12 protein-coding genes are annotated in these 13,440 nt (G+C 65.9%); 2 read left to right on the top strand and 10 right to left on the bottom strand.

Annotation, left to right across the window (positions count from 1 at the left end; all coding sequences use genetic code 11):
* Positions 1 to 10: 10 nt before the first annotated feature.
* A complete protein-coding gene (gene pstS, locus ACS5PN_RS00420; protein ID WP_439461972.1) occupies positions 11 to 1,051 on the bottom strand; it encodes a phosphate ABC transporter substrate-binding protein PstS in 1,041 nt (346 codons plus the stop codon).
* 229 nt (positions 1,052 to 1,280) lie between these two features.
* Between pstS and ACS5PN_RS00415 the strand changes: the two genes are divergently transcribed.
* Positions 1,281 to 1,760 carry a fasciclin domain-containing protein gene (locus ACS5PN_RS00415; RefSeq protein ID WP_439461971.1) on the top strand — a complete coding sequence of 160 codons (480 nt, stop codon included), beginning with the start codon at positions 1,281 to 1,283 and terminating at the stop codon, positions 1,758 to 1,760.
* A gap of 61 nt (positions 1,761 to 1,821) precedes the next feature.
* Here ACS5PN_RS00415 and glmM read toward each other — a convergent pair whose 3' ends face one another.
* The 4 genes from glmM to ACS5PN_RS00395 form a co-directional block, all read right to left on the bottom strand.
* Positions 1,822 to 3,153, bottom strand: a complete 1,332-nt coding sequence (glmM, locus tag ACS5PN_RS00410) for a phosphoglucosamine mutase (protein ID WP_439461970.1) — start codon at positions 3,151 to 3,153, stop codon at positions 1,822 to 1,824.
* A gap of 13 nt (positions 3,154 to 3,166) precedes the next feature.
* Complete coding sequence (gene folP, locus ACS5PN_RS00405; protein WP_439461969.1) at positions 3,167 to 4,009, bottom strand: dihydropteroate synthase; 843 nt, start codon at positions 4,007 to 4,009, stop codon at positions 3,167 to 3,169.
* Positions 4,010 to 4,070: 61 nt separating this feature from the next.
* Positions 4,071 to 5,972: an ATP-dependent zinc metalloprotease FtsH gene (gene ftsH / locus ACS5PN_RS00400; RefSeq protein ID WP_439461968.1), complete on the bottom strand. Its 1,902-nt coding sequence runs from the start codon at positions 5,970 to 5,972 to the stop codon at positions 4,071 to 4,073.
* A gap of 85 nt (positions 5,973 to 6,057) precedes the next feature.
* On the bottom strand, positions 6,058 to 6,732 hold the full coding sequence (locus ACS5PN_RS00395) for an RlmE family RNA methyltransferase (RefSeq protein WP_439461967.1): 675 nt from the start codon (positions 6,730 to 6,732) through the stop codon (positions 6,058 to 6,060).
* Positions 6,733 to 6,752: 20 nt separating this feature from the next.
* Here ACS5PN_RS00395 and ACS5PN_RS00390 point away from each other — a divergent pair, with 20 nt between their 5' ends.
* A complete protein-coding gene (locus ACS5PN_RS00390) occupies positions 6,753 to 7,232 on the top strand; it encodes a YhbY family RNA-binding protein (RefSeq protein ID WP_439461966.1) in 480 nt (159 codons plus the stop codon).
* Here ACS5PN_RS00390 and ACS5PN_RS00385 read toward each other — a convergent pair.
* From ACS5PN_RS00385 to carA, 5 genes are all read right to left on the bottom strand, one after another.
* On the bottom strand, positions 7,210 to 7,653 hold the full coding sequence (locus tag ACS5PN_RS00385; protein ID WP_439461965.1) for a DUF4149 domain-containing protein: 444 nt from the start codon (positions 7,651 to 7,653) through the stop codon (positions 7,210 to 7,212). The two genes, ACS5PN_RS00390 and ACS5PN_RS00385, sit on opposite strands and share 23 nt — an antisense overlap.
* Positions 7,653 to 8,129: a transcription elongation factor GreA gene (greA, locus tag ACS5PN_RS00380; protein ID WP_439461964.1), complete on the bottom strand. Its 477-nt coding sequence runs from the start codon at positions 8,127 to 8,129 to the stop codon at positions 7,653 to 7,655. The genes ACS5PN_RS00385 and greA overlap by 1 nt, the downstream gene beginning before the upstream one ends.
* A 78-nt stretch (positions 8,130 to 8,207) precedes the next feature.
* The gene (gene carB, locus ACS5PN_RS00375) at positions 8,208 to 11,495 is read right to left on the bottom strand and encodes a carbamoyl-phosphate synthase large subunit (RefSeq protein ID WP_439461963.1); all 3,288 of its coding nucleotides are present in this window, start codon (positions 11,493 to 11,495) and stop codon (positions 8,208 to 8,210) included.
* Between the two features lie 10 nt (positions 11,496 to 11,505).
* A complete protein-coding gene (gene leuE / locus ACS5PN_RS00370; protein ID WP_439461962.1) occupies positions 11,506 to 12,147 on the bottom strand; it encodes a leucine efflux protein LeuE in 642 nt (213 codons plus the stop codon).
* Between the two features lie 11 nt (positions 12,148 to 12,158).
* Positions 12,159 to 13,319 carry a glutamine-hydrolyzing carbamoyl-phosphate synthase small subunit gene (gene carA / locus ACS5PN_RS00365; RefSeq protein ID WP_439461961.1) on the bottom strand — a complete coding sequence of 387 codons (1,161 nt, stop codon included), beginning with the start codon at positions 13,317 to 13,319 and terminating at the stop codon, positions 12,159 to 12,161.
* Positions 13,320 to 13,440 lie beyond the last annotated feature (121 nt).

The raw sequence follows: 13,440 nt of genomic DNA, 5'->3' as shown, positions 1-13,440 counted from the left end.
CACCCGGGAATCACTTGTAGGCGACGGCCTTGCCAGCGGTGTCCTTGATGTGGTCGGTCCACTGCTTGCGCACCAGGTCCTTCACGGCGGCGGGCAGGGGCACGTAGTCGAGGTCGTCGGCCGACTTGTCGCCATTGACATAGGCCCACTCGAAGAACTTCAGCGCGGCGCTGGCTTGTGCCGCCTTGTCCTGCGACTTGAACATCAGGATGTAGGTCGGGTTGGTCAGCGGCCAGGCGGCCTTGCCGGGCTGGTCGGTGGTGATCTGGTAGAAGGTCTTGTTCCAGTCGGCACCGGCGGCAGCGGCCTTGAAGGCGTCGTCGCTCGGGTTGACCCACTGGCCGTCCTTGTTCTTCAGCTGGACGTAGGTCATCTTGTTCTGCTTCACATAGGCGTACTCGACGTAGCCGATGGAATTGGGCAGGCGCTGCACGAAGGCGGCGACGCCTTCATTGCCCTTGCCGGCCGTACCGGCCAGCCACTTGACCGTCGTGCCTTCGCCGACCTGGGTCTTCCAGGCGTCGCTGACCTTGGACAGGTAGTTGGTGAAGATGAAGGTCGTACCCGAGCCGTCGGCGCGGGCCACCGGGGCGATGGTCGCGTCCGGCAGGGCGACGCCCGGGTTCAGGGCGGCGATGGCCGCGTCATTCCACTTGGTGACCTTGCCCAGGTAGATGTCGGCCAGCACGGCGCCGGTCAGCTTCATCTGGCCCGGGGCGATGCCCTTGATGTTGACGACGGGCACGACGCCGCCGATGACCATGGGGAACTGGACCAGGCCGTCCTTGGCCAGTTCCTCGTCCTTCAGCGGCATGTCGGAAGCGCCGAAGTCGACCGTCTTGGCCTTGATCTGGCGGATGCCGGCGCCGGAACCGACGGACTGGTAGTTGATGCGGGCACCGGTGGCCTTGTTGTAGGCGTCGGCCCACTTGGCATAGATGGGAGCCGGGAAAGTGGCGCCAGCGCCAGTGACGTCCTGGGCAAGGGCCACTTGGGCACCGAACAGACCCGCGACGATCGCGAGCGACTTGCTGACCTGGACAAAGTTCATCTGAGACACCTTCCGCAGCGCGGTTTTGACGATGAACGGCATCCTAGGGATGGAATGTGACGGTTCAGTGACCGTCGCGTCATCGATGCGGACATTGGAGCGCGTCAGCCGCCTGCTGGGAAGCCATTCGAGCCGCTTTGTGACAGTGTCATTTTCGGTTCACCGGAGTGTCATATTGCAGTTCTAGAGTGCCGGCCAGTCGTTTTCAGACCTCAACCGGAGCCCCCTCATGATCCGCCGCACGTCCCTGATCGCACTGGCCGCCGCCGCGCTGCTGTCCGCCTGCGCCACCACGCCCGCCCCCGCGCCTCTGGCCGACACGCTGGCCCGCGACCCGCAGCTCAGCACCTTCAACCGCCTGGTGGCCCAGGCCGGCCTGGTCGATGAACTGCGCGCCGCAGGCCCGCTGACGGTATTCGCGCCCAGCGACGACGCCTTCAAGGCCGTGCCGGCCAAGACCCTGGAAGCCCTGGCCGCCGACCCGGCCCAGCTCAAGGCCGTGCTCGGCTATCACGTCATCGACGGCCGCGTTGCCGCCGCCGACGTGAAGCCGGGCGCCGCCAAGACCCACCAAGGCGCCACGGTGGTCCTGGCCAAGGCCGGCAGCTTCGTCACCGTGGACGACGCCGTCGTGCAGCAGGCCGACATCGTCGCCACCAACGGCGTGGCCCACGTCGTCGACCGTGTGCTGATGCCGCCGAAGAAGTAAGCAGCGCTCCGCCAAAGAAAAAGGCCGCCCGAGGGCGGCCTTTTTGCGTGGCATCGACGGATCAGGCAGTCAGCGTGTCCGCCAAGCGCTGGGCGCAGCGCTGCGCCAGGGTGGCATCCGAGGCCTCGACCATCACCCGCACCAGCGGTTCAGTGCCCGACGGACGGATCAACACCCGGCCGCGGTCGCCCAGCTCGGCGATCACTGCTGTCTGCTCTTCCGCCAGGCGCGTGTTGCGCTTCCAGTCCTGGCCGGGCTGCAGGCGCACATTGATCAGCGTCTGCGGAAACAGCTCCACGCCCTGCAACTGATCCGCCAGGCTGCGGCCGCTGCGGCAGACGGCCTGCAGCACCAGCAGCGCGCTGACGATGCCGTCACCCGTGGTGTGCTTGTCCAGGGCCAGCAGATGGCCCGAGCCTTCACCGCCGAGCTGCCAGCCGCGGGCGGCCAGCTCTTCCAGCACATAGCGGTCGCCGACCTTGGCGCGCACGAACTCGACATCGCGCGCGCGCAGGGCCAGCTCGACCGCCATATTCGTCATCAGCGTACCCACCGCACCGGGCACGCGCAGGCCCTGCGACAGCCGGTCGGCCACCATCACATAGAGCAGCTCGTCGCCGTTGTACAGGCGGCCATTGGCGTCCACCAGCTGCAGGCGGTCGGCGTCACCGTCCAGAGCCACGCCGTAGTCGGCACCATGGGCCTTGACGGCCTCCACGAGAGCGCCAGGCGCCGTCGCGCCGAAGCCGGAATTGATGTTGAAGCCGTCAGGCTTGCAGCCGATCGAGATGACCTCGGCGCCGAGCTCGTGGAACACGTCGGGCGCGACGTGATAGGCCGCACCGTGGGCTGCGTCGACGACGATCTTCAGGCCCTTCAGCGTCAGGTCGGAGCCGAAGCTGTTCTTGCAGAACTCGATGTAGCGGCCGCGGGCGTCTTCCAGGCGCTTGGCGCGGCCGAGGCTGGCCGAATCCACCCATTGCGGGGCTTCTTCCAGCGCGGACTCGACGTCCATTTCCCAGGCGTCGGGCAGCTTCTCGCCCTTGGCGGAGAAGAACTTGATGCCGTTGTCCTGGAAGGGGTTGTGCGAGGCGCTGATGACCACGCCCAGGTCCAGGCGCAGCGCGCGGGTCAGGTAGGCAACGCCCGGCGTCGGCAGCGGGCCGGTCAGCAGCACATTGACACCGGCCGACGCAAAGCCCGCTTCCAGCGAGGACTCGAGCATGTAGCCCGAGATGCGGGTGTCCTTGCCGATCAGCACCGTGGGGCGCTTGTTGGCCTTGCGCAGCACGCGGCCCACGGCATGGCCCAGGCGCAGCATGAAGTCCGGCGTGATCGGATCCTGGCCCACCGTGCCTCGAATGCCGTCGGTTCCAAAATACTTGCGGCCCATCGAGCTCTTCCTTTTATTCAGTGGCCGGGATTGTCGCCGCATCGACCGCGGCCCAGACCTTGAGCGCGTCCACCGTGGCGGCGACATCGTGCACACGCAGCAGATTCGCACCAAGGCTGACGGCCTTCAGGGCTGCCGCCAGGCTGGCCGGCAGGCGCTGATCCACCGGCCGACCGGTGATGTCGCCCAGGGTGCGCTTGCGCGACCAGCCGACAAGCAGCGGGTAGCCCAGTTGCGCCAAATGTCGCTGTCCCGCCAGCAAGCCCAGGTTGTGTTCCCCCTTCTTGGCAAAGCCGTAGCCAGGGTCGAGGGCGATGCAGTCCGCCGGAATGCCCGAGTCCCGCGCCGCCTGGGCGCGCTGCGCCAGGAAGGCCGCCACCTCGGCCACCACGTCGCCATAGACGGCCAGATCCATCATCGAAGCCGGCTCGCCGCGCATATGCATCAGGCACACACCGGCACCGCTGCCCGCCACCGCTGCAAGCGCACCCGGCATCTGCAGGGCCTGCACGTCGTTGATGACGTCTGCCCCCGCCTCCAGCGCTCGCCGCATGACCTCGGGCTTGTACGTGTCGACCGAGACGGGCACACCCATCGTGACAGCCGCGACCAGCACCTTGTCGATGCGCGCCCATTCGCTGTCGACATCGACACGCGGCGCCCCGGGACGGGTGGACTCACCGCCGATGTCCAGCATGTCGGCCCCTTCGGCCACCAGCCGCTCGCAGTGCGCAATCGCCGCACGGCTGTCGTCATGGCTGCCGCCATCCGAGAAGGAATCCGGCGTCACGTTGACGATGCCCATCACGCGTGGGCGGCTCAGGTCGATGCGAAAACGCCGGGTCTGCCAGTGCATGAAAAATAGCTCGGAATGAAAACGGGCCCGGTGGAAGCCGGGCCCGTCACGGGTTTTCGGATCAGGCCGCGGCCGGAGCGCCGTCGGTGCTGACGGGCGGCGTACCGCCGCTCGGACCGCTGGGGGCCACCGGCGTGCCGCCACCCGGCTCACGCGGCGGACGGCCGGCCATGATGTCCAGAATCTGGTCGCGGTCGATGGTTTCCCACTTCATCAGCGCATCGGTCATCACCTCGACCTTGTCCTTGTGGTCTTCAAGGATCTTCTGCGCGACGGCGTACTGCTGGTCGAGGATGCGGCGGATCTCGCTGTCGACCTTCTGTTGCGTGCTCTCGCTGATATTGGCCGTCTTGGTCATGCTGCGGCCGAGGAAGACTTCGCCTTCGTTCTCGGCATAGACCATGGGGCCCAGGGCCTCGCTCATGCCATAGCGCGTGACCATGTCGCGGGCCATGCGGGTGGCACGCTCGTAGTCGTTGGACGCGCCGGTGGAGATGTCGTGGACGAACAGGTCCTCGGCAATGCGGCCACCGAACATGATGCTGATGCTGTTGAGCATCTGCTTGAAGTACAGGCTGTGCTGGTCGCGCTCGGGCAACTGCCAGGTTACGCCCAGGGCACGGCCGCGCGGCATGATGGTGACCTTGTGGACCGGGTCGGTGCCGGGCAGCAACTCGGCGACGACGGCGTGGCCGGACTCGTGATACGCCGTGGCGCGCTTCTCGTCCTCGGTCATGACCATGCTCTTGCGCTCGGGGCCCATGTAGAGCTTGTCCTTGGCGCGCTCGAAGTCGATCATTTCCACCAGCCGGCCATTGCGGCGGGCGGCGAACAGGGCAGCCTCGTTGACGAGGTTGGCCAGGTCGGCACCGCTCATGCCGGGCGTACCGCGGGCCAGGATGGACGCGTTGACGTCCTGGCCAATGGGCACCTTGCGCATGTGCACGTTCAGGATCTGCTCACGGCCGCGGATGTCCGGCAGCGTCACATAGACCTGGCGGTCGAAACGGCCAGGACGCAGCAGGGCCGGGTCCAGGATGTCGGGACGGTTGGTGGCCGCGATGACGATGACGCCGAGGTTGGTCTCGAAGCCGTCCATCTCAACCAGCATCTGGTTCAGGGTCTGCTCGCGCTCGTCGTTGCCGCCGCCGAGGCCCGCGCCGCGATGGCGGCCGACAGCGTCGATTTCGTCGATGAAGATGATGCAGGGTGCGCTCTTCTTGGCCTGCTCGAACATGTCGCGCACGCGAGCCGCGCCGACGCCGACGAACATCTCGACGAAGTCGGAACCCGAGATCGTGAAGAAGGGCACCTTGGCTTCACCGGCGATGGACTTGGCCAGCAGCGTCTTGCCGGTACCCGGAGGGCCGACCATCAGCACGCCGCGCGGGATGCGGCCGCCGAGCTTCTGGAATTTCTGCGGGTCCTTCAGAAAGTCGACCAGCTCCTTCACCTCTTCCTTGGCCTCGTCGCAACCGGCGACGTCAGCGAAGGTGATGGAGTTGTTGGCCTCGTCCAGCATGCGGGCCTTGGACTTGCCGAAGCTGAACGCCCCGCCCTTGCCACCCCCCTGCATCTGGCGCATGAAGTAGACCCAGACGCCGATCAGCAGCAGCATGGGCGTCCAGTTGATCAGCATGCTGACCAGGAAGCTCTGCTCTTCACGCGGCTTGACGTCGAACTTGACGCCATTCCTGATCAGGTCACCAACGAGGCCCTGATCCTTGGCGGTGGCCAGCGTGCGGAGCTTGTTGCCCTCGGTGTCTTCGGCGATCACGTCTCCCGCGAACCCATCGGGCAGGATGACGGACTTGATCCGGTGTGCCTGGACCAGATCCAGGAACTCGGAATAAGTGACTTGCTTACCGGGTGCCGTGGTGCCGCCGAACTGCTTGACGACCGTGAACAGCACGAGGGCGATCACGATCCAGACGGCGAACTTCGAAAACCATTGATTGTTCACTGCGACTCCTTGGCCCTGATGGCCCAGCGCGGGTTTCAGGACAGTGGGGGCGATTTTAGGGCCGGCAAGGGGGCCAGCCCTGTAATCAGCGGTTTTTCAGCCCCATGCCCACCAAGAATGTCTCGGAGGAGCGGATGCGGGAGGCCTTGGGCTTGACGACCTTGAAGACCTTGAAATGCGCCTTGAACAGGTCCACGAGCTCGTTGTAACCACTGCCATGGAAGACCTTGGCCACCAGCGCCCCATCGGGTTTGAGGTGTTTATCCGAGAAATCGACGGCCAATTCGATCAGGTTGGATATGCGTGCGGCGTCGGTCGAAGCAATACCCGACAGATTGGGCGCCATGTCCGACACGACGACATCCACGGGCTTGCCGGCCAGGGCCTCCTCCAGCTGCGCCAGCACGGCGTCTTCCTGGAAATCACCCTGGATGAACTGCACGCCCTCGATGGGCTCGAACTCCAGCAGGTCCAGCGCGATGATGGTGCCGTTGAGTTGGCCTACCGCCGCTCCGCCCCGCCCCGCCTCCGTGGGCGCGAACCTGCGGCGCAGGTACTGGCTCCAGGCGCCGGGCGTGGCGCCCAGGTCGACGACGACCTGGCCCGGTCGGATCAGCTTCAGCTCTTCGTCGATTTCCTTGAGTTTGTAGGCGGCGCGGGAGCGGTAACCGTCCTTCTGAGCCTGCTGAACATAGGGATCCGAGACGTGGTTGTTCAACCACGCCTTGTTGAGCTTCTTGCTTTTGGTTTGAGTTTTCATGCCTACGGGATAATACGGGGATGCCTCAAATCAACCTGACTCCCACCCAGCGCCGGGAAAAGCGCGCCGATGCCCACCATCTCGACCCGGTCGTGATGGTCGGCGGCGAGGGCCTGACGCCCGCCGTCGTCAAGGAAACCGACGCCGCGCTGAATGCCCATGGCCTGATCAAGGTGCGGGTTCAGGGCGACGATCGCGAGGCGCGCGAGGCCATGTTCGTGCAACTTTGCGACGAACTGAACGCCGCGCCCATCCAGCACATCGGCAAGCTGCTGGTGCTGTGGCGCCCCATCCCCGAGAAACCCAAGGCAGAGCGCGAAAACGCCATGCCGGGTCCGCGTGTCGTCAAGATCGTCAAGTTCTCCAAGAGCGGCAACGGTCGCCCTCAGATCAACAAGGTCAAGGTCATGGGCAACGAGCGCGTGACCCAGGGCGGCGAGATCAAGCGCATCAAGAAGCGCAGCAAGATGACCAGCGTCAAGAAGACCGCTGCTGACTGATCCAGGCCAGGGCCAAGACGGCCAGGCCTTTGACGCCAAAAAACGCCAACGACATGCCATGCAGCGCCGCGAATGACGCGACGCCATGGCCTGCTTTTGCGTCGGCCATCATCGGCTGCAGGCCGTAGTAGCCGGCGATGGTGCAGAACAGCGCCACGACCGGCAGCAGCAGCTTGGCCGAGAACTGGCTGCTCGCGCCGCCCGCCTCCACCGCATCACGCGTGATGCGGCGCTCGATCATCAGCAGCACCAAACCAAGTGCCAGGCTGACCTGAGCCTCGATGGCGAACACGCGCGCGACGAAGGCACCGGCCTGGGCGCGCTCGAGCACCGCGAAGGCCGTGGGCGTCGCGACGAAGGCGATACACAGCAAAAAGCCGCCCCAGAGGGCGGCCAGCAGGGCTTGGAGCCTGGCGAACATCACTCGTAACGGACTTCGATGATTTCGTAGCGGCGTACGCCACCGGGGGCCTGCACTTCGGCCACGTCGCCGGCTTCCTTGCCGATCAGGGCGCGGGCGATGGGCGAACCCACCGAGATGCGACCCAGCTTGATGTCGGCCTCGTCGTCGCCGGTGATCTGGTAGGTCACGGCATTGCCGCTGTCCTCGTCTTCCAGGTCCACGGTGGCACCGAAGACCACGCGGCCGCCGGCGTCCAGCGACGACGGGTCGATGATCTGAGCCGCGGCCAACTTGCCTTCGATCTCGAGGATGCGGCCTTCGATGAAGCCCTGCTTGTCCTTGGCCGCGTCGTACTCGGCGTTTTCGCTCAGGTCACCCTGGGCGCGCGCCTCGGCAATCGCCTGGACGACGGCATGACGCTCGACGGTCTTGAGGCGGTGCAGCTCGGCCTTCAGCGCCTCGGCGCCGCGCTTGGTCAGGGGAATGGTCGTCATGTCAAAACTCGATGGCAAAAAGAGTTCCGCCGCTGCGGCCCGTGCGGGCTGCTGCGGCGGAATCGATAGGGCTGAAGTTTAAGCCAGCTCGGCGTGCAGTTCCTGCAGGGATTGCACGGTCAGGCCATCGCGGTGTTTCATGCCTTCGACCGCGGCTTCGCAGCCGGCCATGGTCGTGTAATAGGTCACACGATTGGCCAGTGCGGCCTGGCGGATGTAGCGGCTGTCGGCGATGGCCGTGCGGGTTTCGTCGACCGTCGTGAAGACGAGCTGGATGTCACCGCCCTTGAGCGCATCGACGATGTGCGGACGGCCGTCCTTGATCTTGTTGATCAGCTTGCACGGCACGCCGGCCTCGATGATGGCGGCGGCCGTGCCCTTGGTCGCGACGAGACCGAAGCCCAGTTCGTGCAGGTCCTTGGCGATGGCGATGGCGCGGGCCTTGTCGTTGTTCTTCACGGTGATCAAGACGTTGCCTTGACGCGGCAGGCGCGAACCCGCACCGATCTGGCTCTTCAGCATGGCCTCGCCAAATGTCCGGGCTGCTCCCATCACTTCACCGGTCGAACGCATCTCGGGGCTGAGGATGGGGTCCACGCCCGGGAACTTGTTGAAGGGGAAGACCGCTTCCTTGACGCTGAAGTAAGGCGGCACGACCTCGGCCGGCACGCGGCCCTTGCGGTCGCGCTGGTCCTGCAGCTTCTGGCCCGCCATGCAGCGCGCCGCGATCTTGGCGAGCTGCTGGCCCGTGGCCTTGGAGACATAGGGCACCGTGCGCGAGGCGCGCGGGTTCACTTCCAGCACATAGATCGTGCAGTGTTCCAGGCCCTTGGCCACGTCGCCCTGGATGGCGAACTGCACATTCATCAGGCCGACAACCTTCAGCGCCTTGGCCATGGCCGCGGTCTGGCGGCGCAGCTCATCCTGCACGTCGGCCGCCAGCGTGTACGGCGGCAGCGAGCAGGCCGAGTCGCCGGAGTGGATGCCGGCCGCCTCGATGTGCTCCATGATGCCGCCGATCATGGTGTCGACGCCGTCGGAGATGCAGTCCACGTCGACCTCGACGGCGTCCTGCAGGAAGTGGTCCAGCAGCACTGGCGACTTCTCGCTGACGCGCACCGCTTCGCGCATATAGCGCTCCAGGTCCTTGTCGCCGTGCACGATCTCCATAGCGCGGCCGCCCAGCACATAGCTGGGGCGCACGACCAGCGGATAGCCGATCTCGTTGGCCAACGTGACAGCCTGCTCTTCGGTGCGCGCCGTGCGGTTGGGCGGCTGCTTCAGGCCGAGTTCATGCAGCAGCTTCTGGAAGCGCTCGCGGTCCTCGGCGATGTCGATGCTGTCGGGCGTGGTGCCGATGATGGGCACGCCGGCGCGCTCCAGGTCCAGGGCCAGCTTCAGCGGCGTCTGGCCGCCATACTGCACGATGACGCCGGCCGGCTTTTCCTTGTCGACGATCTCCAGCACGTCTTCCAGCGTGACGGGCTCGAAGTAGAGGCGATCGGACGTGTCGTAGTCGGTGGAGACGGTCTCCGGGTTGCAGTTGACCATCAGCGTCTCGTAGCCGTCCTCGCGCATGGCGAGGGCCGCGTGCACGCAGCAATAGTCGAACTCGATGCCCTGGCCGATGCGGTTCGGGCCACCGCCCAGCACCATGATCTTCTTCTTGTCCGTCGGTGCGGCCTCGCACTCGGCGCCCTCGCCTTCATAGGTCGAGTACATATAGGCCGTCTGCGTCGAGAACTCGGCGGCGCAGGTGTCCACGCGCTTGTAGACCGGGCGCACGTTCAGCGCATGGCGGCGTTCGCGCACGGCATGCTGGTGGGTGCCCAGCAGCTTGGCCAGGCGCTTGTCCGAGAAGCCCTTGGTCTTGAGCAGGCGCAGCTCGGCCTCGGTGATCGATTCAATCGTGCGGCCCTTCAGCGCGCCTTCGATCTGCACCAGCTGCTCGATCTGGGCCAGGAACCACGGGTCCACCGCGGTCTCTTCGTAGATCTCGTCCAGCGTCATGCCGATGCGGAAGGCGTCGGCCAGGAAGAGGATGCGCTCGGGGCCGGCCTCGCCGATCTCCTGCACGATCTCCTCGCGGTCGTTGCTGCGCTCGGTCAGGCCGTCGATACCGGTCTCCAGGCCGCGCAGGGCCTTCTGGAAGGACTCCTGGAAGGTGCGGCCCATGGCCATCACCTCGCCGACGGACTTCATCTGCGTCGTCAGGCGCGAGTCGGCCATCGGGAACTTCTCGAAGGCAAAGCGCGGGATCTTGGTGACGACGTAGTCGATGCTGGGCTCGAACGACGCCGGCGTGATGCCGCCGGTGATGTCGTTCTTCAGCTCGTCCAGCGTGTAGCCGACGGCCAGCTTGGCGGCGATCTTGGCGATGGGGAAGCCCGTCGCCTTGGAGGCCAGCGCCGAGGAGCGCGACACGCGCGGGTTCATCTCGATGACGACCATGCGGCCGTCCTTCGGGTTGATGGAGAACTGCACGTTGGAGCCACCGGTGTCCACGCCAATCTCGCGCAGCACGGCCAGCGAGGCATTGCGCAGCAGCTGGTATTCCTTGTCGGACAGCGTCTGGCTGGGCGCCACGGTGATGGAGTCACCGGTGTGGATGCCCATCGGGTCCAGGTTTTCGATGGAGCAGACGATGATGCAGTTGTCCGCCTTGTCGCGGACGACCTCCATCTCGTATTCCTTCCAGCCGATCAGGCTCTCTTCGATGAGGAGTTCGTTGGTGGGCGAGAGGTCCAGGCCGCGCTTGCAGATGGTCTCGAACTCTTCCGGGTTGTAGGCGATGCCGCCACCCGTGCCGCCCAGCGTGAAGCTGGGGCGGATGACCATGGGGAAGCCCGAATGTTCACCATTTGCGCCGAGGTCGGCCTGGATGCGCTTCTGCACCGCCCAGGCCTCTTCCAGCGTGTGCGCGATGCCCGACTTGGCCGAGCCCAGGCCGATCTTGGTCATCGCGTCCTTGAACTTCAGGCGGTCCTCGGCCTTCTCGATGGCGACCTCGTTGGCGCCGATCATCTCGACGTTGTACTTGGCCAGCACGCCGTGCTTGTGCAGGTCCAGGGCGCAGTTCAGCGCGGTCTGGCCGCCCATGGTGGGCAGCACGGCGTCGGGGCGCTCCTTGGCGATGATCTTCTCGACCACCTGCCAGGTGATGGGCTCGATGTAGGTGACATCGGCCGTGTCCGGGTCCGTCATGATGGTCGCCGGGTTGCTGTTCACCAGGATGACCTTGTAGCCCTCCTCGCGCAGCGCCTTGCAGGCCTGGGCGCCCGAGTAGTCGAACTCGCAGGCCTGGCCGATGATGATCGGGCCGGCGCCGATGATGAGGATGCTCTTGAGGTCTGTACGTTTCGGCATGGCGGTCTGCTTAGAGTGTGGCGGTCGCGAGCTTGGCCCCGAACCCGACGAAAAGTGCACCGACGCCGGCATTGGCGGCGCCAGAGAGACGACGGCGTGCACGGAAGGCCGCCGCGAGGCGGGCACCGGCAAAGATCAGCGTCGAGAGATAGACAAAGCTGAGCACCTGGATGATGGAACCCAGGATCAGGAAGGTCAGCGCCGGCGTCGGATAGGCCGGGTCGACGAACTGGATGAAGAAGGACAGCAGGAAGGCGATGGCCTTGGGGTTCAGCAGGCTGACGACCAGGGCCTTGCGGAAGGGCTGGCTGGCGTCAACGACGCGCGGCGCTTCGGCCGACCTGGCATCGCCACGCCAGGTGCTGATCGCACCGCGCAGCAGCTGGATGCCGATCCAGCCTAGATAGACCGCGCCGACCATCTTCACGACGAAGAAGATCTGAGGGCTGGCCATCAGCAGCGAGGCGCCGCCGGCCGCCGCGGCCGTCATCAGCACCGTGTCGCCGACGAAGACGCCGCAGGCGGCCGTGTAGCCGGTGCGCACGCCGCGCTGGGCCGCGACGGACAGCACATAGAGCGAATTGGGCCCGGGCAGCAGGATGATGAAGATCGCTGCCGCGAGGAAGGTGCCGAGGTCGGTGATGCCGAACATGTGCAGGCTCCTCAGGCTTTGTTCATCAAGCCAATGAAACGGTCGAACAGATAGGCGATGTCGTGCGGACCGGGGCTGGCTTCCGGGTGGCCCTGGAAGCTGAAGGCCGGCTTGTCGGTGCGGGCGATGCCCTGCAGCGTGCCGTCGAACAGGCTGACGTGGGTGGCGCGCAGGTTGGCCGGCAGCGTCTCGGGGTCGACCGCGAAGCCGTGGTTCTGGCTGGTGATGCCGACGCGGCCACTGTCCAGGTCCTTGACCGGGTGGTTGGCGCCGTGGTGGCCGAACTTCATCTTGAAGGTCTTGGCGCCCGAGGCCAGGGCCAGGATCTGGTGGCCCAGGCAGATGCCGAAGACGGGGATGCCGGACTCGATCAGCTGGGCCGTGGCCTTGATGGCGTAGTCGCAGGGCTCCGGGTCGCCGGGGCCGTTGGACAGGAAGACGCCGTCCGGCTCCAGGTCGAAGACGGCGCTGGCCGGCGTCTGCGCGGGCACGACGGTGACCCTGCAGCCGCGCTCGGCCAGCATGCGCAGGATGTTGAGCTTGACGCCGAAGTCATAGGCGACCACGTGGAACTTCGGCGAAGTCTGCTTGCCATAGCCGCCGTCCAGCTTCCATTCGGTCTGGGTCCAGACTTCACTCTCGGTGCGGCTGACGACCTTGGCCAGGTCCAGGCCGGCCATGGACGGCGCGGCCTTGGCGGCGGCAACCGCCGTGTCGATATGGGCTTGCGTGACCGCCTCGCCGGCCGCCAGGGCCAGGATGCAGCCGTTCTGCGCGCCCTGGGTGCGCAGCACGCGGGTCAGGCGGCGCGTGTCCAGACCGGCGATGCCGACCGTGCCCTGCTCACGCAGATAGGCGTCCAGCGTCTTGCCGGAGCGGAAGTTGGACGCGCGGATCGGCAGGTCCTTGATGACCAGGCCGGCGGCGAAGACCTTGGAGGCCTCGACGTCTTCCTCGCTGATGCCGTAGCTGCCGATGTGCGGATACGTCAGCGTGACGATCTGCTTGCAGTAGCTGGGGTCGGTGAGGATTTCCTGGTAACCCGTCAGCGCGGTGTTGAACACCACTTCGCCGACCGTCTGGCCCGTGGCGCCGATGGACTGGCCTCGGAACACCGTCCCATCCGCCAGAGCCAGAATTGCTTGAGGGGGATGGAGCAGGTCGGTCAGCACAAGGATCTCCGCAAGTGGGGCGCGTGCCCAGCATCAACCCGCCCGAAGGGAGCGGATCAACTTGAGGAAACCGAAGAGGTTTTCGCCGGGCAGCAGGTGGGTTCAGGTAAACCCATCGAGT

Origin of the sequence: Roseateles sp. NT4, from assembly GCF_051857475.1 — a bacterium.
Lineage (GTDB): Bacteria > Pseudomonadota > Gammaproteobacteria > Burkholderiales > Burkholderiaceae_C > Pelomonas.
Note: the sequence above shows the minus strand (reverse complement) of the source record. Positions and strands in the feature narration are given on the sequence as shown.

What these genes read in the sequence shown, in the direction of transcription:
- pstS (WP_439461972.1), bottom strand. Translation starts at nt 1,051, where the DNA reads ATGAACTTTGTCCAGGTCAGCAAGTCGCTCGCGATCGTCGCGGGTCTG.
- ACS5PN_RS00415 (WP_439461971.1), top strand. Translation starts at nt 1,281, where the DNA reads ATGATCCGCCGCACGTCCCTGATCGCACTGGCCGCCGCCGCGCTGCTG.
- glmM (WP_439461970.1), bottom strand. Translation starts at nt 3,153, where the DNA reads ATGGGCCGCAAGTATTTTGGAACCGACGGCATTCGAGGCACGGTGGGC.
- folP (WP_439461969.1), bottom strand. Translation starts at nt 4,009, where the DNA reads ATGCACTGGCAGACCCGGCGTTTTCGCATCGACCTGAGCCGCCCACGC.
- ACS5PN_RS00395 (WP_439461967.1), bottom strand. Translation starts at nt 6,732, where the DNA reads ATGAAAACTCAAACCAAAAGCAAGAAGCTCAACAAGGCGTGGTTGAAC.
- ACS5PN_RS00390 (WP_439461966.1), top strand. Translation starts at nt 6,753, where the DNA reads ATGCCTCAAATCAACCTGACTCCCACCCAGCGCCGGGAAAAGCGCGCC.
- ACS5PN_RS00385 (WP_439461965.1), bottom strand. Translation starts at nt 7,653, where the DNA reads ATGTTCGCCAGGCTCCAAGCCCTGCTGGCCGCCCTCTGGGGCGGCTTT.
- greA (WP_439461964.1), bottom strand. Translation starts at nt 8,129, where the DNA reads ATGACGACCATTCCCCTGACCAAGCGCGGCGCCGAGGCGCTGAAGGCC.
- carB (WP_439461963.1), bottom strand. Translation starts at nt 11,495, where the DNA reads ATGCCGAAACGTACAGACCTCAAGAGCATCCTCATCATCGGCGCCGGC.
- leuE (WP_439461962.1), bottom strand. Translation starts at nt 12,147, where the DNA reads ATGTTCGGCATCACCGACCTCGGCACCTTCCTCGCGGCAGCGATCTTC.